This is a genomic window from Hymenobacter gummosus, from assembly GCF_003970915.1.
Classification (GTDB): domain Bacteria; phylum Bacteroidota; class Bacteroidia; order Cytophagales; family Hymenobacteraceae; genus Solirubrum; species Solirubrum gummosum.
The window spans coordinates 264,843-282,701 of record NZ_RXOF01000002.1 but is presented as its reverse complement, the minus strand read 5'-3'; the positions used below and the strand labels follow the sequence as shown (position 1 = coordinate 282,701).

Annotated in this window: 15 protein-coding genes and 3 tRNA genes; 10 read left to right on the top strand and 8 right to left on the bottom strand. The window is 64.0% G+C overall.

The genetic code is table 11. The features are described 5' to 3' along the window. The first annotated feature begins 45 nt into the window (after window positions 1-45). A complete protein-coding gene (locus tag EJV47_RS04515) occupies window positions 46-465 on the top strand; it encodes a hypothetical protein (protein ID WP_126691948.1) in 420 nt (139 codons plus the stop codon). Between the two features lie 9 nt (window positions 466-474). Here the strand turns inward: EJV47_RS04515 and EJV47_RS04510 are convergent, their stop codons facing one another. The 8 genes from EJV47_RS04510 to EJV47_RS04475 all read right to left on the bottom strand — a co-directional run bounded on the left by EJV47_RS04510 (window position 475) and on the right by EJV47_RS04475 (window position 5,519). Continuing rightward, window positions 475-1,308 carry an agmatine deiminase family protein gene (locus EJV47_RS04510; RefSeq protein ID WP_126691947.1) on the bottom strand — a complete coding sequence of 278 codons (834 nt, stop codon included), beginning with the start codon at window positions 1,306-1,308 and terminating at the stop codon, window positions 475-477. Beyond that, window positions 1,301-1,891, bottom strand: a complete 591-nt coding sequence (locus EJV47_RS04505) for a hypothetical protein (RefSeq protein WP_126691946.1) — start codon at window positions 1,889-1,891, stop codon at window positions 1,301-1,303. The genes EJV47_RS04510 and EJV47_RS04505 overlap by 8 nt, the downstream gene beginning before the upstream one ends. Before the next feature lie 270 nt (window positions 1,892-2,161). Then, complete coding sequence (locus tag EJV47_RS04500) at window positions 2,162-2,797, bottom strand: DUF6266 family protein (protein ID WP_126691945.1); 636 nt, start codon at window positions 2,795-2,797, stop codon at window positions 2,162-2,164. Between the two features lie 54 nt (window positions 2,798-2,851). Beyond that, entirely contained in the window at window positions 2,852-3,343 is a 492-nt protein-coding gene (locus EJV47_RS04495; RefSeq protein WP_243651008.1) for a thermonuclease family protein, read from the bottom strand. 323 nt (window positions 3,344-3,666) lie between these two features. Next, window positions 3,667-4,995: a site-specific integrase gene (locus tag EJV47_RS04490; protein ID WP_126691944.1), complete on the bottom strand. Its 1,329-nt coding sequence runs from the start codon at window positions 4,993-4,995 to the stop codon at window positions 3,667-3,669. A gap of 152 nt (window positions 4,996-5,147) precedes the next feature. Further along, a tRNA-Arg gene (locus EJV47_RS04485) sits at window positions 5,148-5,221 on the bottom strand. Between the two features lie 55 nt (window positions 5,222-5,276). Continuing rightward, window positions 5,277-5,353: transfer RNA gene (locus tag EJV47_RS04480), tRNA-Pro, on the bottom strand. 78 nt (window positions 5,354-5,431) lie between these two features. Beyond that, window positions 5,432-5,519: transfer RNA gene (locus EJV47_RS04475), tRNA-Ser, on the bottom strand. Window positions 5,520-5,677: 158 nt separating this feature from the next. Between EJV47_RS04475 and EJV47_RS04470 the strand changes: the two genes are divergently transcribed. From EJV47_RS04470 to EJV47_RS04430, 9 genes are all read left to right on the top strand, one after another. Further along, on the top strand, window positions 5,678-6,655 hold the full coding sequence (locus EJV47_RS04470) for a vWA domain-containing protein (protein WP_126691943.1): 978 nt from the start codon (window positions 5,678-5,680) through the stop codon (window positions 6,653-6,655). After that, window positions 6,652-7,527, top strand: a complete 876-nt coding sequence (locus EJV47_RS04465; RefSeq protein ID WP_207895826.1) for a hypothetical protein — start codon at window positions 6,652-6,654, stop codon at window positions 7,525-7,527. The genes EJV47_RS04470 and EJV47_RS04465 overlap by 4 nt, the downstream gene beginning before the upstream one ends. A gap of 135 nt (window positions 7,528-7,662) precedes the next feature. Further along, window positions 7,663-8,847 carry an acetyl-CoA C-acyltransferase gene (locus tag EJV47_RS04460; RefSeq protein WP_126691941.1) on the top strand — a complete coding sequence of 395 codons (1,185 nt, stop codon included), beginning with the start codon at window positions 7,663-7,665 and terminating at the stop codon, window positions 8,845-8,847. Between the two features lie 304 nt (window positions 8,848-9,151). Beyond that, entirely contained in the window at window positions 9,152-10,561 is a 1,410-nt protein-coding gene (locus EJV47_RS04455) for a toxin-antitoxin system YwqK family antitoxin (protein WP_165903615.1), read from the top strand. Between the two features lie 705 nt (window positions 10,562-11,266). After that, window positions 11,267-11,704 (top strand): carboxypeptidase-like regulatory domain-containing protein, encoded by a 438-nt coding sequence (locus EJV47_RS04450; RefSeq protein WP_126691939.1) that lies wholly within the window; start codon window positions 11,267-11,269, stop codon window positions 11,702-11,704. A 284-nt stretch (window positions 11,705-11,988) separates the two neighbouring features. Continuing rightward, window positions 11,989-14,454 carry a TonB-dependent receptor gene (locus tag EJV47_RS04445; protein ID WP_126691938.1) on the top strand — a complete coding sequence of 822 codons (2,466 nt, stop codon included), beginning with the start codon at window positions 11,989-11,991 and terminating at the stop codon, window positions 14,452-14,454. Between the two features lie 542 nt (window positions 14,455-14,996). Beyond that, window positions 14,997-15,494 carry a carboxypeptidase regulatory-like domain-containing protein gene (locus tag EJV47_RS04440; RefSeq protein WP_126691937.1) on the top strand — a complete coding sequence of 166 codons (498 nt, stop codon included), beginning with the start codon at window positions 14,997-14,999 and terminating at the stop codon, window positions 15,492-15,494. Between the two features lie 148 nt (window positions 15,495-15,642). Continuing rightward, window positions 15,643-16,338: a TIGR02117 family protein gene (locus EJV47_RS04435; RefSeq protein ID WP_126691936.1), complete on the top strand. Its 696-nt coding sequence runs from the start codon at window positions 15,643-15,645 to the stop codon at window positions 16,336-16,338. A gap of 63 nt (window positions 16,339-16,401) precedes the next feature. Beyond that, entirely contained in the window at window positions 16,402-17,760 is a 1,359-nt protein-coding gene (locus tag EJV47_RS04430; RefSeq protein WP_126691935.1) for a YCF48-related protein, read from the top strand. Window positions 17,761-17,859 lie beyond the last annotated feature (99 nt).

Here is a 17,859-nt window from a genome sequence, read left to right as displayed (position 1 = left end):
TCATGCTATTCTCCAGTAATTTGAGCAGAAACATATACTTTCCCTATGGACGATAGCCTATTGACTAGCGAAGCACAACGTTGGATCTGCTGTTTCGCGGGGGTGTTCAACGGTTACACCTATTGCGAGCAGCACTGGGGCCTGACCGGCCCGCCGATGCACCAACGGTTCGGGGAACTGCTGCAGCATACTTCGACCACCGGAAGCTTGTCACCCCGTCTCGCCGATAACTTCGCCATTAATTTCTACCAGCATCGGATGTTTCGCCACTGGGGCTACCTTCCTGCCGCCTACACCCCCGCCTGGCACAACATGGTGCTCTATTACCTGCATTTGTACCGTGCCCCCATCCCCGCCGGCTACCCCACCGGGGAGGAAGATAGCCCCCATAGTTGGGCTGCACGCGACAAAGGAGCCGCAGAGGCTACAGCGGCCGAAATTCGCCGCTTACTCATCCGCCGATAAACCAGCCGCTCATGGCTGCCGCCATGTCACGCAATGCAGTGCGCCCCCGTCGCGGGCTAATTCCGCCGCCGCCACGCCCTGCACGGTAAGGTGCGGAAATGCCTGCTCGTAGCACCGCAAGGCCTGGTCATCTTCCTTACGCCCAAACACCGGCACCAGCACCACTGTCCCTAGCCGGAGCGCGTTGGCATATTCCCCAGCTGCGTCGGTATAGGTAGCGTTGCTGTAGGGATTGTACGGCAGCAGTTGCCAGACCAAGCCAGCCTGTTGTAAAGCTTGGTGCAGGCCTTCACGAAACGCCGGTCTTTCCCGCGAATATGCGCTGAGCAACACGGTCTGCTCATCCACCGGAAACAGCATCCCGTCCACATGGCCCGTGAAGTCCTGCGGATGCGTCGGCACGATGATCAATTCCTCCGCCTGCAACTCCTCGAGCAGCCGACGCCTCACCTCCCGTTCTGCCAGGCCGGCGTTGTCGCTGAATACCCGGTCCGTCAACACAACTCGCTGGCCCACCCATACCACATTGCCTCCATCCACCACAAGGTTCGATGGGCGCACGGCTACCCCCAGGGCCGCGCAAATAGGCGCAGCATCTGTAATGGTAGGCCGCCACCGGGCTGGGCGCAGGTATTTTGGGTAATACCGAAACAGCACACTGCTGCCATCCCCAGCCGCCACGGGCATAAAGTCGCGCACCCATACGTCCCGAGTACCCGCCAGCTCAATCAGCGGGTACCCTGCCACTTCCACCGCCGTCCGTAGCGCCGGGGCGGCAGTAGGGTAGCGAGTCGCCAAAGTATCCGCTACGTACACCGGCATTGGCTGCTGTACCTCAACCATGTTGCGCCGCGTTGATGAGTTCGGCCGTCAAGCCCAGTTCCCGCCACAGCTTACTTCGAACCGAAGTAGGCAGATTGCGCAGGTACTCGGCGTGGCCCAGAAATCTGTAGGGAAGACTTCGATAGGGACTATCCAGTTGCTTTAGGTTCACCCGCTCTGCTTGCCACATCATACCAATTGGCCCCTTCGCAGCTTCCAACCACCAGCCACCAGCAGGTTCCCACACCGGCGCTTGCACCGCCACCAGCTCCCGCAGTACCCGTTGCGGACCGTACACTACACCGCCCGGCTCATCCAGCCGAAGCAGGCCGCGTATCAGAATGCCGCCGGCGTCCGTACCGTTGCCGAACGTCAGATCTACCCCGCCGGCCCGGTTGTAGTACCATTGGCCGCAATGTAGCTGTTCTAGGTCACCATGAATGAAACTATCTGGGTGTAAGTTACTGTGCAGATAAAACTCAATATCCGCCAGCTGATACCGGCACGAACCTACACGCAGCACCAGTTGATGAATCAGCAAGGCTGCCATTTCGGCCATCACGGCGGGAGCGTCTGTTTTATCGACGTGATGAATGTAGCCCATTAGGTGCCGAAGCTGCCCTAATGGGTCTATTGCGTTCAATTGTTGCGTCTGCACCCCGGATTCCAATCGTGACTAATAGAACTTGTTCATTAGCTTCAAAGCTAAAGTACCATAAATGTACCCATTCAATACATCGAAGCTTCTCCCAGGCTTCTCCTAGCTTGCTCCTAGCTTGCTCCTAGGGTCCTTCTAGCTACCCCATCCCGTCAGAACACAAAAAAGCCTCGACCATCCGGCCGAGGCTTTTTTGTTCGGGTGACAGCTGAGGGCCTACGCTACCTGCTCGATAGCCGTGGCGCTGGCGTCGCTGCCGTCGAAGCGGCGGGCGAAGCCGTAGGCCACTAGGTTAGCCGCGGCCACACCCGCGAGGCGGGCGTTGCTCACGTCCAGGCTACCGTCCGAACGAACGGCACCCTCCGCGTCAGCCACCACCAGGCCGGTTTGCTTGTTGATGACGACCACCGTCACCGTGTCGGCAGCAAGGGCGCCAGCGCCGTTGCTGTTGTCGGTCCAGCTGGCCGATACCGTGTCGCTGGCCGCCTGGGCCTTCGTGGCTGCGAAGTCCTCCAGCGGCTCCACGGCACCCGCCGAAATCAGCATCTGCAGGTAGTCGATGCTGGCCACGTTCTGTGCGTCGGCCTCCGTCACGGCGAAGTTCTGGCCCAGGAAGCGGTTGTATGCCGACTGGCCGTTTACCGGTTTCAGGCCCAGCGTCAGCACCGGCGCCAGCTTCTTGTAGAGGTCCGCGAGCAGCTTGAAGCGGCTGCGCGTGTTCTGCTGCGCCGGGGTGTTGCTGCTGTTGCTGCCCACCTTCTGACGCATGATGTTTTGGCCGTTCTGCTTCGAGAACGTCAGTTGCCCGGCGCTGCCTTCGATGTCGCCGAGGATGCTACGAATCCGTGCCATCTTGAAAAAAGGGTTGAGTGAAAGAAATGACCAGCTGCTGTTTCGCGCGCATCCTCACCAGGAGCAGCTACCCCAGTGCGAACTTTTTTCTTGTCGATTGAAGGCCCGCCACACGCCCGGCCGTACCGGGGCGGCCGGGCCGCATTTCCAGAGCCCCCGGCCCGCGTCCTGGGCCCGCTGCTGCAGCACCGCCCGATCCGCCACCGCCTGCCCCGGCGAGTACGCCCAGGCCCAGCCGCGCACCACCAGCAGCGAATCCAGCGCCACCGTGGCCTGCCCACTGAAAGCCGCCGGCCGCAGCCGCACCGCCGCTAGGTTGCGCCCGTAGGCGTCCAAGCCCTGCACCCGCAGCCACACGTAGCGGCGCAGCACCAACGCCGACACTTCGGCCGCCGCCTGCCGCCCGAAAGGCTGGTCCTGCTCCGGGGCATCCGCCCCAAGCAGCCGCACCCGCGCCCGGCCGCCCGGCGCCTCCACTTCGTAGGTGTCGGCATCTACCACCCGCAGCACCCGCACAAGTTGTTGAGCCGCCCCAGGTTGCAGCACTATTAAGGGCGCAGCTGCCGGCCGCCGCAATACCTGCGCTGCGCTAATTCGGACTTGGGCCGAAGCAGTAGGCAGACAAAACGTGTACAAAAGTGTAATTAAGCAGCGAATCATTATTCAAACATAATAAAGTTTTATATTAAATAAACGCCAAATAACACACAATAATAAACTAACACCATCAACAGAATTGATATAATGGTTCAGCTAACAAGCCATTCGGTATAGCAAGCCACGCTGCATTACCCAGTAGTTTTATCTGATTCATCACAAAAAAGGCCCGCCAAGTTGGCGGGCCGTGATGTAGTAGCATTGAAATACACTCAAGCAGCTGAGGGCGCTACCGCGCAGATCTGATTATCCAGAGCCCCCACGCTGTCAGCCCCAGCACCCTGATTTTCCCACACGCGCCGCATCGTCTGGTGCTGAAAATCCTCGACAATCTTTGCATAGATGAGCGTCGTCTTGATGTTCGAGTGCCCCAGAATTTTCTGTAGCACCTCCACCGGCATCCCGCGCAGCAGGCTTTGGGTGGCGAAGGTGTGCCGGGCCGTGTGCATGGTCAGGAGTTCATACTTCGGTGCCGACGTTTTCACCATTTCCAACGCCCCGCCCCCCGCCGACGCCTCCAACCGGGCCACCACCACCGGCGCGTTGAGGCCGGCGTACTTGCCCACTTGTTTAAGCCCCCGGTTCATCACCTGATTGGCCAGCACCGGCAACAGCCGTGCCCGAGGCCCATCCTGGGCGGCGTACTTGTCGATGATGGCGCCAGCCGCCTCCGTCAGGTAGATGCTCACTGCTGCCCGCGTTTTGGTCTGCACCAGCCGCAACACCCGCCCCCCGTCCCAGTACTCCACGTTGCCCGGCTGCAGCTGCAGTACGTCTGAGTACCGCAGCCCGGTGTAACAGCAAAACAGCAGCACGTCCCGCACCCGTACCAGATGCGTCGGCAATACTGCCCCGGCCAGCGCGGCCAGGTCGGCCGCCGTAAGCCAGATTTTCGGCGCGTCCGTGTGCTTGCCCTGCAGCTTCCGCAGCTCCAGTGGCACCTTGATGCCCCGCTCGTCCCTGCACCAACGTAACAGTACCTTCAACCCGCGCACCACCGTAGCCACCGTATTCGGGGCCAGCTTCCTGTCGAAGCGCAGGTAGGCGAGCAGCCGGTCATGCGCCGCCAGGTCGTAGGTACCAGGGTCCAACGCCTCACCCCGCGCCGCCTCGTAGGCCGCCAGCCAGTTGCCCAACGTGCGCCGTTGCCGCAGCGTGTGCTTCGCATACCCCCGCGCCCGCATCGTCTGCCCATGCGCCTCACTCAGCCGCGCCAACGACAACGCCGGCGCTGGCTCATCGGCTACCACCGGCCGCAGCGCCGCTTTCAGCCCGGCCAACGTGGGCGCCTCACCCCGCGCCCGTACTCCGCGCCACCACGCCAGCACGTTGCCCGCCATCAGCCTCAGCAGATCATTGGCTTCCTCGGCCAAGGTGTAGGAACCGCGGAACTGCTGCCGGTCGGCGTTCCACTCCGCCGGCTTACACTTTTCTCCGGTGGCCGCTTTCAGGCGCAGTCCATCGAAGTACACCACCAAATGCACGGGGCACCGGCCCGCCTTGTCTTTCTTGTCGGTGCGGAGAATGAATTGGATTACCATAATGGTAGGGGGCGTGACGGGGGGCGTACCTCCCGCTCTTGAGTGAAAGATTCGCGCTCCGAAGGCCGAGTACCCCCAGACGCAAAAAACCCGGAAACCCACTTTCGCAGCGCGAGAAGCAGATTTCCGGGTCGCCCGGCATTTAATAAGTGTACCCCGTAAGAGATTCGAACTCCTGACCGTCCGCTTAGAAGGCGGATGCTCTATCCAGCTGAGCTAACGGGGCCAAAAACCAACAAAAGCCGCCCACCGCACGCGCAGTGGGCAGACGGCTCAGCCGGTGGTCGGGGTGGCAGGATTCGAACCTGCGGCCTCCTGCTCCCAAAGCAGGCGCGATACCGGGCTACGCTACACCCCGAAATGCAATGAAGAATGAAGAATTACGAATGAAGAAAATCTTCCTCATTGTTAATTCCTCATTCTTCATTAAGGAAAGCGGAGAGGGGGGGATTCGAACCCCCGGTAGCCTTTAGAGCTACGGCAGTTTAGCAAACTACTGGTTTAAGCCACTCACCCACCTCTCCGTGTTTGAGTATTTATCCGTCGGGCCGCTTGCCCTTCGGGGCAGCAAATATACAAGCCACTTTTACAAAACAACGCCGTCGCCGAAAAAAAATGTGCATTTGCGCCGCGCTGGGCCGTTATCTTTGACTTCGCCCGGCTCAGCCGGGCTCCGTTGCTGATGCTTACTTGGCTGTATTCCTGGGCACAAGGCGAAACGCTGCTGGCCGCGGCGGCTCTGCTGCTGTACGCGGGATATTTGCTGCGCACGGCCCGGCTGGCCCGGCCGCTGGGGCAGCGCGCCTGGCGCACGGGCTGGAAATTGCTACCCCGGCTGCTGGCTTTCGGCCTGCTGCTGCTGGCGCTGCTGGGCCCGGCCTACGGCCTCACGCAGCGGGCCGTGCGCACCGCCGGCAAGGATTTGTGGCTGCTGGTGGATTTGTCGCGCTCCATGGATGCCGACGACGTGGCCCCCTCGCGCCTGCAGAAAGCCCGGGCCGAGCTGGCCGAGCTGGTGCAGCGCTTCCCGGCCGACCGTATCGGGCTCATCGTATTCGGCTCCGACGCCTACGTGCACTGCCCCCTGACCTACGACCAGGAGGCCCTGCTCCTGCTGCTCAACACCCTCGATACCCGCCTCGTACCGCCCGGCAGCACCGACTTGGCGCAACCGCTGACGCTGGCCCTGACGCGCCAAGCCGCTACGGCCGGCCCAAGCGCCGGCGCTCCGCCCCGCGCCACCGCCCTGGTGCTGGTCAGCGACGGGGAGGACTTCGGCGAAAGCATGGAGGCGGTGCTGCGCGATTTGACGCGCAGCGGCCTGCGCCTGTATACCGTGGGCGTGGGCACTGCGGCCGGTGGCCGCATGCCGCGCCCGGGTGGCTACGTGCGCGACGCCCAGGGCAAACCGGCCGTCACGCGCCTGCAGGCGGCCCCGCTGCGGCGCCTGGCCGAGGCCACCGGCGGTATTTACGTAGAGCTGACCGACCGTCACGACGAGTTTCCGCTGCTGCTGCGGGCCCTGGGGCGCCTGGAGGGCCAAGCCCAGCAGGTGCGCACCGTCACGGTGGCCGATAACCGCTATGCCTACCCCTTAGCCGCCGCACTGCTACTGCTGGCCCTGGACGTGGTGCTCACCGTTACCGTTATCAAGCCATGACGCGGCTTCTACTCGCAGTGCTGCTTCTGATTGGCGGCGGCTGGTGGGGCGCTTTCCAGCGCGTCTACGAGGCCAACCAAGCCCAGCAGGCCGGAGCTGCCGCTTACGCCCGCCGCGACTATCCCGCTGCCGCCGCGGCTTACGCCCGCGCCCGGGAACTGGGCAGCAACTCCCCGCAGCTGCACCTGGACCTCGGCCACGCCTACGCCCGAGCCGGGCAGGCCGCGGCCGCCCGCGAAGCGTACGGCCGGGCTCTGCAGAATGCCCCGGGCGAGCTGCGCAGCGTGGCCCGGCAGCAGCTGGCCACCCTGGCCGCCGCCGAGGGCAACTACCCCCAAGCCCTGGCCCTGCTCCGTCAGGCGCTGATGGATAACCCCCGCAACGCCGCGGCCCGCTACAACTACGAGCTGCTACGCCCTTACCAAGGCCGCCGTAATCCGCCACAGCTACCGCCTCCGCCCCCACCGCCCGCCTCCGGCGGAGGCCAGCAGAACCAGCCCAACCCGAACGGAGCCGCCCAGCCGACCCCGGCCCCCGACGCGGCGGGCAGCCGCAGCGGGGGCGGTGGCCGCCCCGATGCCGGCCAAGGCAGTAACCGCGCCACCGGGCAGGGCCCGACGGGCGGCACCGAGCGCGGCGTGGACGCCAGCGGGGAAGGCTCCGGCGCCCCGTCGGGCTCGTCTCCCAGTGCCCAAGCCGCCGGCGGGGCCGATAACCGCCTGATTACCCGGCAGCGTGAGCAGGTGACTAACCTGAGCGAAGCCCAGGCTCAGCAGCTGCTGGATGCGCTGCAGGCCGCCGAGCAGCAGTATTTGCAGCAAATTCCGCACCGGGCCACCCGCCGCCCTGATCCGCGGAAACCTGCCTGGTAGATTCTCAGTTAAACAGGCAAACAAACGTTTGGCAGCTTCGCCGAAGCCCGGGAAAATCCTGCTATTTTTGGCGGGCCGCCGGGCTGCGGGCCGGGCCGGCATTCTCCCACTCATTCCCACTCGTTTCTTACCATCATGCAGACCAAAGAAGTCTACGTCATTTCGGCCGTTCGCACGCCCATCGGCTCGTTTGGGGGCGCCCTGGCCTCGCTCTCGGCCACGGAGTTGGGCGGCATCGCGCTGAAAGGTGCCCTCGACAAAGCCGGCGTGGAGCCCAAGCACGTGCAGCAGGTCATCATGGGCAACGTGATTTCGGCCAACCTCGGCCAGGCCCCGGCCCGGCAGGCGGCCCTTAAGGCCGGCCTCGGCTACGAAGTGGAGTGCACCACCGTCAATAAAGTATGCGCCTCGGGCTCGAAAGCTATTATGATGGCCGCCCAGGCCATCATGCTGGGCCAGGCCGACGTGGTGCTAGCTGGCGGCATGGAAAGCATGTCGAATGTGCCTTACTACCTCGACAAGGCGCGTTTCGGGGCCAAGTACGGGCACGGACAGATGATTGACGGGCTGATGAAGGACGGCCTCTGGGACCCGTACCACAACTACGCCATGGGCAACGCGGCCGAGAATACGGCCAAGGAAATGAGCATCACCCGCGAGGAGCAGGATGCCTTTGCCATCGAAAGCTACACCCGCAGCGCCAACGCGGCCAAGGCCGGCAAGAAGAAGGACGAAATCATTCCGGTGACCATCGAGCAGCGCGGCAAAACCGTGGTGATTGAGGACGACGAGGAATACCTGAAAGTTGATTTCGCCAAGGTGCCGGGCCTGAAGCCCGCCTTCATCAAAGAGGGTGGCACCGTGACGGCGGCCAACGCCTCGACCCTGAACGACGGGGCCGCGGCCGTGCTGCTGATGAGCAAGGACAAGGCCGAGGAGCTGGGCCTGACGCCCGTGGCCAAGGTGCTGGGCTTCGCCGACGCCGAGCAGGCGCCGGAGTGGTTTACCACTTCCCCCGCGCTGGCTATTCCGAAGGCGCTGAAGCACGCCGGCGTGTCGGCCGAGCAGGTGGATTTCTACGAAATCAACGAGGCCTTCTCGGTGGTGTCCTTGGCCAACAACAAGCTGCTGAACCTGGAGGGCACTAAGGTAAACGTGTACGGCGGGGCCGTGTCCCTGGGCCACCCGCTGGGGGCTTCGGGCGCGCGCATCGTGACCACGCTGCTGAACGTGATGCAGAACGAAGGCGGTAAAATCGGCGTGACGGGCATCTGCAACGGCGGCGGCGGTGCCAGCTCGCTGGTGTTCGAGAAGCTATAATCACGGATTCAAACGGATTTTTCGGATTACACGGATTTTGTGGACGATTATCGTCCGGACGTTGTGGAGCCACGGCCTGAGGCCGTGGCTCCACTTTTTTTACGTGGTAACCCGAGGGTTTCGTGCTACATCCCTGGTTCGAGCCTACGCTTTACGTCGGCCGCTTAGGAGCAGCATTGCCACGGCTGCGGAGTCGTGGCAGCCCATGCCTAGGCCACAATCGTCCACGAAATCCGTGCAATCCGTCAAATCCGCTAAAATCCGTGATTCGCACGATTGGCAGAATTTCTGCGTTTTTGCGGGCATGAATCGAATACTGCTGCTTTTGCTGACGCTGCTCACGCTCGGCGCCCACGAGGCCCTGGCCCAGCGCCCGCGCATCCTGACGACTTACTACGACACCACCCGCACCAAAAAGCGCGAGGTGTACCACGCCCTGGTGGGCCGCGACACCGTGCTGGAAGGCGGCTACAAGCGCTTTTACCGCTCGGGCAAGCTGGAAGTGCAGACCGGCTACCGCGGCGGCAAGCCCGACAGCGCCTACGTGGAGTTTTTCGAAGGCGGGCAGCGGCGGCTGGAAGTGACCTTTCGGGACGGGCAGCGGCAGGGGCCGTTTCGCACCTATTACCAGACCGGCAAAGTGGCCCAGGAAGGCACTTACCAGGACGACCAGCCCACCGGCACGATTAAAATGTACCACCCCTCGGGGGAGCTGAAGCTGGAAACCACGCTCGACAAGGGCCAGCCCAGCGGGGTGGTGCGGCAGGTGTACGCCTCGGGCAAGCCGCAAGTGGAAATCAGCTACGCCGGGGGGCAGCCCAACGGACCGGTGCGCACTTACTTCCCCAGCGGGCAACTGCAGAGCGAGGGCAGCTACCGCAACGGCCTGCTGGCCGGGGCCTACAAGACCTGGTACGAAAACGGGCAGCTGGAAACCGATGTGAGCATGGACAAAACCGGCCGCGGTACCATCAAGACCTACTACCCCTCGGGCAAGCTGCGCACCGAGGGCAACTACGTGCCCGCCCCCGCCGCCACCCGCACCGTGACCAACCCGCTGGGCGACGACCTCACCAAGCGGGCCCAGCAGCTGGCGCCCGGCACGGCCAACCTGGAGGGCTTGGTGAAAACCTACTACGAAAGCGGCAAGGTGAAAAGCACCCAGAACTACAAGGCCGGGGTGCTCAACGGCACGGCGCATTACTTATACGAGTCGGGCAAGCCGGAGCAGGACGTGAGCTACGCCAACCTGGGCAAGGACCGCAAGGCCACGCTGTACTTCGAGGAGGGCGGCGTGAAGGAGGAGCAGGAGTTCAAGAACAACCTGCGCAGCGGCACCTGGCGCACTTTCTACCCCGGCGGCAAGCAGGTGCAGCGCAAGGAAACCTACACCAACGGCCGCCTGACCGGCGAGCAGCTGAGCTACCACCCCAACGGGCAAGTGCAGCGCAAGCTCAGCTACGAAGGTGGACGCGCTACCGGCCTGGAGCAGGAATTTTACGCCTCGGGCAAGCTGCGCAGCGAAACCACCTGGAAGGCCGGCTCGAAGTTCGGGCCTTACCGGCAGCTGCGCGAGGATGGCACTGCGGAAGTGGCCGGGCAGTACCGTAGCAACCGTGAAACCGGCGTGTGGAGCTACTTCGGGCCCGATGGCAAGACCGTGCAGCAGAAGAAAACCTTCCGCAACGGGCAGGTAGTGCCGGCCGGCAAGTAGGCCGCGCCCACCCCGCTTTTTTGCTTGACCGCCGACCTTCCCGGGTCGGCGGTTATTTTTTTATATCCCAGGCAACGGCCCGGGCAACGCCCGCATCTATCCCCTCGAAACGCCCCTGCTGCCGCCGGAGGCCGTTTTCGGAGCCGTCGAACGGGCGGCTCTGGTGCCAGCCGAAAAAAATATTCACCAAATCTGATTTTCCGTGCATCCTACGAATCACTTCGTAGTCTGTAAGGATGAATGGTGAGTGAAAAGGCCGGCGGAACCGCGGCCGTCGGCTGACTTCTCCTCTCCTTTCAGCGCTTGGCCGCCGGCCAGAAATTTCTTTTCACTCAGGCAACGGCTCCTCACGCTTTTCCATCTACCCCCTCAGAAGCTCGATTTCAGCGCTTTACCGATTGATTGAAGATTAACAATAAAAAAAATTACCCAGTACCTTGCGTTACAAAGTACCTATCATTACCTTTGAAACACTGAAACACACCACTCCTCCGGAGAAGCCCGGCAACCGGCCGGGACGCAGCGCCCCCGGGCAGCTGCTGGCCCCGGGAGAGGCGTAAAATCCGCAAGCTGACTCAGGCAGCTGATAATCAGTCCGGATTATAGTACCAGCCCGCCCGGGCTGGGTGGACAGTCGTAGGCGGAACCGCGGCCGCTAGCTGCCCGATGGCACCTTTGTTCGTGTAACCTTTTCCGTTCCAAACCATGTTCCTCTCCCTGCTGAACCGCGTCCTGCTGGGCGCTGGCCTGATGGCCGCTTCCGCCTCGCAACCTGCCACGGCCCATCTGGCCGAAAATCCGGTAGCCGGCAGCTCCGTCAACATCACCGGCTCGTTTACCGGCGTGCTGCTCGACCAGTACACCGGCCGGCCGCTGAGCCAGGCCACCGTGGCCCTGATGCGCCAGGACAATGCGCAGCTCGTAGCCGGCGCCCTGACGGCCGACAACGGCGAATTCCGCCTCGACCGGGCCCGCTTCGGCCGCTACGTGCTGCACATTGAAGTAGCTGGCTACCAGCCCATCCGCGAAGAAATAACCCTGGCTGCCGGCCGCGACGTAATCGACCTGGGTGCCTACGGGATGATTCCGAGCCAGGCTGCCCAGCGCACGGCCACGACCATGGCCCTGGCCACTCGCCCCTAAGCTGCTTCGCTCCTGCTTGCCCTCCTATTCCAGCTAGTCCAGCGCCGACCGGTTACTGGTCACGTGCACCCGGCGGCCGCAGGCGTATCAGAGTAACCGATACGCCTGCCTCTTGAGCCGGGACGGACAGAAGCCAACTCGCTCTGGCAATTCTGCCAAAAACCTAACCCGCGGAGCAATCCGCCTTTTTTCAGGCCATGTACCTTGTTTTGCAAGGTACTATCCTAACCAGCAGTACACTTTCGGCCTCCCGCCGACACCATTCACCGCCCCCTTTCTGACCTATGAAAACGACTTCCTTTCTCCGAGCCCTGGGCATTGCGGCGCTGACTACCGGCCTGCCGCTGGCCGCCCTGGCGCAGACGCCCGGCTCGGTAACGGGTACCCTGCTCGACGGCGCCAACCAGCAGGGCCTGCCCTTCGCCAACGTGGTGCTGCTGCGGGCCCAGGACTCGACGCTGGCCACGGGCACGGCCACCGGCGAAACCGGCCGCTTCCGCCTGGAGAAGGTGGCGCCCGGTAAATACACCCTGCGGGCTACGGTGCTGGGCTATCAGCCCCTGCGTCGGCCCGTGACGGTGGGTGCTGATGGCGCCGAAGTAACGCTGGGCAGCGTGGTGCTGCGCCCGGTGGTGACGGAGCTGAAGGGCGTGACGGTGACCGGCGAGAAGGCCGCCGTGCAGGAAAGCCTGGATAAGAAGGTCATCAACGTGGAGAAAGACCTGAGCAGCGTGGGCGGCACGGCCGTGAACGTGCTGCAGAATGTGCCCTCAGTTACGGTGGGCGTCGACGGCACGGTGAGCATGCGCGGCTCCTCCAACCTGACCATCCTCATCGACGGCAAGCCCTCGGGCGCGGCCAACGGCGGCGGGGGCAATCGGCTGGAGCAGATTCCGGCCAGCAGCATCGAGAAGGTGGAGGTGGTGACCAACCCCTCGGCCCGCTACGACGCGGCCGGGGCCGGCGGGGTCATCAATATCATTCTGAAAAAGCAGAAAAAAGACGGCTGGAACGGGCAGGCCACCCTCACGGTAGGCACCCAGGACAAGTACAACGGCAGCCTGAGCCTGAACCGCCGGGCCGGCAAGGTGAACTACTTCGGCTCGGCCGACGGACGCGACATGCTGTTTCGCAGCCGCCAGAGCACCGACCAGGACGCTACCCTGCAGGGCGAGCGGGTGACAACCTACCAGACTGGCCGCAACCTGCGCCACAACCGCAACTACGGCGGCCGCCTGGGCTTCGACCTCACCCTGCCGGCCAACCAGAGCCTGACGGTGGCGGTGCAGCCCAACTTCAACCGCGGCCTGAACAGCGGCACGCAGGCGGCCACCATCACCAACGCCGCGGGCACCCGGCAAATCAACAGCGCCTTCACCAGTCGCGAAAACTTCGATAATGCCGACGTGACGGCTGATTACCGCCGCACCTGGGACGAGCACAAGGGCCGGACCCTGTCGGCCAGCGCCACCTACACGTACTTGGACGCCGACGTGCTGGTGAGTCAGCGCAACACCGAGGGCAGCGCCACCGCCGATTTGCTGGAGTGGCGGCAGCAGTTCCTGGTGAGCCTGCACGGGGTGGCCGGCCAGGTCGACTACACCCACCCGCTGGGCGAGAAAGTGCGCCTCGACGCGGGCCTGAAGGGTCAGTACCAAACCAACAGCGGCACCGGCGACTTTCTGCAGCAGCGCCCCGACGGCGGCTTCGACCGGATGGCCGACCGCTCCTACGCCTACGACTTCAGCGAGTATACCCAGGCCGGCTACGCCACCTACCAGCGCGAAATGGGCCCCTGGAGCGTGCAGGGCGGGCTGCGGGCCGAGTACACCAACACCAGCGGCGCCGTGGAAAACGGCCCGGGCCCCTTCCGCCTGCAGTACCTGAATCTGTTTCCCTCGGGCTCGTTGGTGCGCAACATCAAGAAGTACGACCAGCGCCTGCAGCTGAGCTACTCGCGCCGCCTGAACCGCCCCAACTTCATGCAGCTGCTGCCCTTGAAGCTCTGGCAGGACCAGCGCAGCTACCGCATCGGCGACCAGAAGCTGCGGCCCGAGTACATCAACGCCCTGGAGTTGGGCCACCAGATGACCTTGGGCCAGACCAACGTGACCAGCACCCTGTTCTGGCGCCAGACCACCAACGCCATCCAGCGCCTGACCTTCATCGATGAGGAGGCCAGCCAGAAGTACGGCGACGGCGCCCTCATCACCGCCCAGTCGGCCCAGAACTTCGGGGAGGCCTACAGCTACGGGGCCGAGCTGAGCCTGAACCAGCCCCTGGCCAAGTGGTGGCGCCTGACGGCCAACGGCTCCTTGTTCCAAACCAACGTGACGGCCGCCACCGGCAACGAATCGAGCCGGCGGACGGTATCGGGCACGGCCCGGGTGATGAACTCCTTCACCCCCACCCCGAAGCTGGACATTCAGCTTACGGGCACGTACCGGGCGGCTACCATCACCTCGCAGGGCCGCTACGCCCCGCAGGGCTCGGTGGACGTGGCCCTGCGCCAGCGCCTGTTCAACGACCGGGCAGCCCTGACGCTGCGCGTGTCGGACATTTTCAACACCCTGCGCGGCCGCACCGAGTCCTTCGTGCAAACGCCCGAGCAGCAGTACGCCGCCACGAGCTTCAACAAGTGGGAGTCGCGCGTGGGCTACCTGGGCCTGAGCTGGTACCTGGGCAAAAACAAGCCGCCGAAGAAAATCGAGAATGCGCCGCAGGGTGGCGGGGGCGGCTTCGGGGGGTAAGTGGTAGTAGGTAATGGGTAGCTGGTAGTAGGATTTCGTGCTGGCCACGTCGTGCTACCACCTACCCAGTGCCAACTACCCAACAAACGCCGACCGTTGCGCCGCGCACAGTCGTAGCGCCTTACACGTAGGATTCCGGGTGCTGGTGAATGAGTGTAAAACCCAGGCTTGGCAGTGGAGGTGCTCGACTTTGCCCGGCGCGGCGGTCGGTTGTTTTTTGGGTGGCATCACCCAAGTATGTCAGGGCCGGGCGGCCTGCTACGGATGGCTGCGCCGCCAGGCACTTTTTTCAGCCCGAAAAAGCCGTACCACGGGCGTTAAACGCTGATCTACAGCCCGCCCACATCATCGTGCGATTGTAGCACGCCGCGGACCTGGGCTACCTTTGCAACGTTCAAAACAACCCAGGAGGGCACGCGCTAAGCACTTGATTGCCAAGCCACCGCCCGCCGAACCACCGGCCCCGCCCAAGCAGTACCACGGCTGCCTACCGAGCCCGCCGGCGCCCCGCTTCTTTCCGCTTCCAACCCCACACAACTGCTATGAAAACCTCCTTTGCTCTCCGTTTCTTCTTCGCCGCCCTGGCCCTGGCATTGGTGACGATGTACGCCCCGGCTGCCGGGCGCAAGGCCGCTGCCCAAGGCCAGCTCACCGGCGCCCTGTTCGACGGGGCCACCCACGAGCCCATTCCGCTGGCCAACGTGGTGCTGCTGCGCGCCGCCGACGGGGCCTACGTAGCCACCGCTGCCACCCGCCCGGACGGCACCTTCGAGTTCCGCAACGTGCCCCTGGGCCAGTACCGCGTGCAAACCACCGTGCTGGGCTACGAGCCGCTGCGCCCGGTGGTGGGCCTCACCGCCCAGCAGCCGCAGAAAGCCCTCGGCGCGGTGGAGCTGACGCCCTTCGGAGCCGCGGTAGCCTGCGTGCCCCCGGCCACCCGCCCCGCCAGCACCGCCGCCAAGGTGGGCAACGCCGGCCGCTACGTGCTGACGGTGGCCCGCCTGCACCGCCGCCAGGTGCCGCGCATCGTGCAGCTGTAGGCGCACTTTATTCCCTCCTCCCCCGCCCCGCCCGGCTCCGCAGCACCCACTGCGGGGCCGGGCTTGCCTTTGGGTGGCGGGTTACCAAGCCGGGCAGTCGGGATGAACCTTACCCAGCCGCCCCGGCCGGGCTCCTAACCCGCCGCGTATGCGTTTGCTGAGCCGCGCCCTTCGTCTGCTGATGCCCGCTTTTGCCGTTTTCGTTGCCTTGCTGATGGGCGGTACGCTGGTGCCGCGCCACGCCGACTTTCGCCCCACGCCCGACGGGGTGCCCATCTTCGTGGTATCGAATGGGATGCACACCGACGTGGTGCTGCCGCTGCGGGAGCCGCGCACTGGGCAGGACTGGCTGCAGCGCCTGGGCCAGCCTGCGCTGACGGCCCGGTTCGGGCAGTACGAGTACGTGGCCTTCGGCTGGGGCAACGAGCGGTTTTACCTGGAGTCGTACGGCGGCAAGTTTCCCAAGGCCGGCACCGTGCTGCGCGCCCTGCTGCCCGGCCCCACCCTCATGCACGTCGATTTTTACCGCCACGCGCCCCGGGCCGGAGCGCGGGTAGTGCCGCTGCGCATCTCGGTGGCCCAGTACCAGCGCCTGACGGGCTACGTGGAGCAGTCCTTCGCACCGGACTCCGTGGGACGCTGGACCTTGCGCAACGAAGCGGGCTACTCCCCGGAGGACTTTTTCTTCTACGCCCGGGGCCGTTACCACGCCCTGCGCACCTGCAACGACTGGACCAACCAGGCCCTGGGCCGCTCGGGCATCCGGGCCGCGCTGAAGGCTCCGCTGGCCGCCTCGGTGCTGTACCAGGCCCGGCGCGGGGCTGAGAAAAAAACAGTTCGTTAAGCTACCCCGCCGTTTTTTTACCTTACCACAGTCCGCGGCGGCAGTTCATAACCAGTTCACTATATGAAGAGAACCTTACTCCTATTCGGCCTACTGGCCGGAAGCCTTTCGGCGTCGGGGCAGTGGCTGAGTCGCCCTATTCAGTTTGCCAGACCTTCCAACTTCAACCTGATTATTTCCGCCATCGACGCAAACGTGGCCTGGACGACGGTGGTGGAAGAAAATGCAGTTCTGACTGGCCGGTCGCGGTGGTTTGCCCGCACCACCGATGGTGGCCAGAATTGGCTTCTCCGGGAGGTAATGAGCCCGGCTGAGTTTATCACCGATTTCCAAGCACTCGACGCCAACACGGCCTGGGCCGCCTTAGCCAGTAGCACCGGTACGCCCGGCGTCAACGGCAAGCACCTACTCAAAACCACTGATGGCGGTCAGACCTGGTGGAGAGGCAGCAACTTGTCACAGTTTGTCAGCACCAGCAGCTTTCCCACCTACGTCCGCTTCTTCAATGCTACGGAGGGCGTGACTATCGGCGAAACCGTCGGTGGGAGGTTTGAAATCTACACCACCAGCAACGGCGGCGGCACCTGGGTGACCGTGCCTGCGGGCAACATACCAGCGGCGCAGAGCGGTGAAATTATATACCGAGGGCGGCCCCGCATTGCACTGGCCGGCACCTCTGTATGGTTTACCACCAACCTAGGGCGCGTCTTCTACTCGGCCAACGCGGGTCAGAACTGGGCAGTGAGCGACCCGGGCCTGTTTCCCGATGATGTGCAAGCAATGGCTTTCCGCGATGCCCGCAACGGCCTGATTGTATGCTCCGCCGGCTCGCTGCTACGTACGGGTGACGGCGGCGTTAGCTGGACGTTCGTTCAGCCCACCGGCGCTTACCGCGGCGTCGGCCTCGACGCCGTTCCGGGCACGCGCACCTACGTAGCTACTGGTTTCGCCAGCTTGAGCACCAGCCCAGGCTCCGGGGCTGGCTCTTCCTACTCTACTGACGACGGCCAGACTTGGACGCCGCTCGAAACCAACCTCAACCATGCATTGGTGGATTTTGTGAGTCCCACGGTCGGGTGGTCGGCCGCTTTGACAGTAGACACGTCTGGCTTTATTGTGGGCGGCACGGGCATGAACAAGTACAGCGGCCCGGCCCTGGCCACCGCCCGCCTGCAAACCCTGGCCGTGCAGGTAATGCCCAACCCTTCGGCCGACGGCCAGTTTCGGCTGCACCTGCCGGCAGGTCCGGCCGCCGAGCTACGCGTGCACGACGCGCTGGGCCGCCTGCTGCTGACGCGGCAGCTGCCCGCCTCCCCCGGCGCCCCGGTCACGCTCGATTTGAGCCCGTACCGCGCCGGCGTGTACACCCTCGATGTACGCTCGGCCGCTGGTGAGGCCCGCCACAAGCTCGTGATTCAGTAGCCGCCCGCCTACCTCACACGCAAGGTCCGCCGAAAACCGGCGGACCTTGTTCGTTTCGGGCCGTACCTTCGCGGCCTACTTCCCGCTTTCCTTTCCTGA

Coding starts and splice junctions, on each gene's coding strand:
- EJV47_RS04430 (WP_126691935.1), top strand. CDS start 16,402: ATGAAGAGAACCTTACTCCTATTCGGCCTACTGGCCGGAAGCCTTTCG.
- EJV47_RS04450 (WP_126691939.1), top strand. CDS start 11,267: ATGTTCCTCTCCCTGCTGAACCGCGTCCTGCTGGGCGCTGGCCTGATG.
- EJV47_RS04505 (WP_126691946.1), bottom strand. CDS start 1,891: ATGGGCTACATTCATCACGTCGATAAAACAGACGCTCCCGCCGTGATG.
- EJV47_RS04470 (WP_126691943.1), top strand. CDS start 5,678: ATGCTTACTTGGCTGTATTCCTGGGCACAAGGCGAAACGCTGCTGGCC.
- EJV47_RS04465 (WP_207895826.1), top strand. CDS start 6,652: ATGACGCGGCTTCTACTCGCAGTGCTGCTTCTGATTGGCGGCGGCTGG.
- EJV47_RS04515 (WP_126691948.1), top strand. CDS start 46: ATGGACGATAGCCTATTGACTAGCGAAGCACAACGTTGGATCTGCTGT.
- EJV47_RS04460 (WP_126691941.1), top strand. CDS start 7,663: ATGCAGACCAAAGAAGTCTACGTCATTTCGGCCGTTCGCACGCCCATC.
- EJV47_RS04490 (WP_126691944.1), bottom strand. CDS start 4,995: ATGGTAATCCAATTCATTCTCCGCACCGACAAGAAAGACAAGGCGGGC.
- EJV47_RS04435 (WP_126691936.1), top strand. CDS start 15,643: ATGCGTTTGCTGAGCCGCGCCCTTCGTCTGCTGATGCCCGCTTTTGCC.
- EJV47_RS04455 (WP_165903615.1), top strand. CDS start 9,152: ATGAATCGAATACTGCTGCTTTTGCTGACGCTGCTCACGCTCGGCGCC.
- EJV47_RS04500 (WP_126691945.1), bottom strand. CDS start 2,797: ATGGCACGGATTCGTAGCATCCTCGGCGACATCGAAGGCAGCGCCGGG.
- EJV47_RS04510 (WP_126691947.1), bottom strand. CDS start 1,308: ATGGTTGAGGTACAGCAGCCAATGCCGGTGTACGTAGCGGATACTTTG.
- EJV47_RS04445 (WP_126691938.1), top strand. CDS start 11,989: ATGAAAACGACTTCCTTTCTCCGAGCCCTGGGCATTGCGGCGCTGACT.
- EJV47_RS04440 (WP_126691937.1), top strand. CDS start 14,997: ATGAAAACCTCCTTTGCTCTCCGTTTCTTCTTCGCCGCCCTGGCCCTG.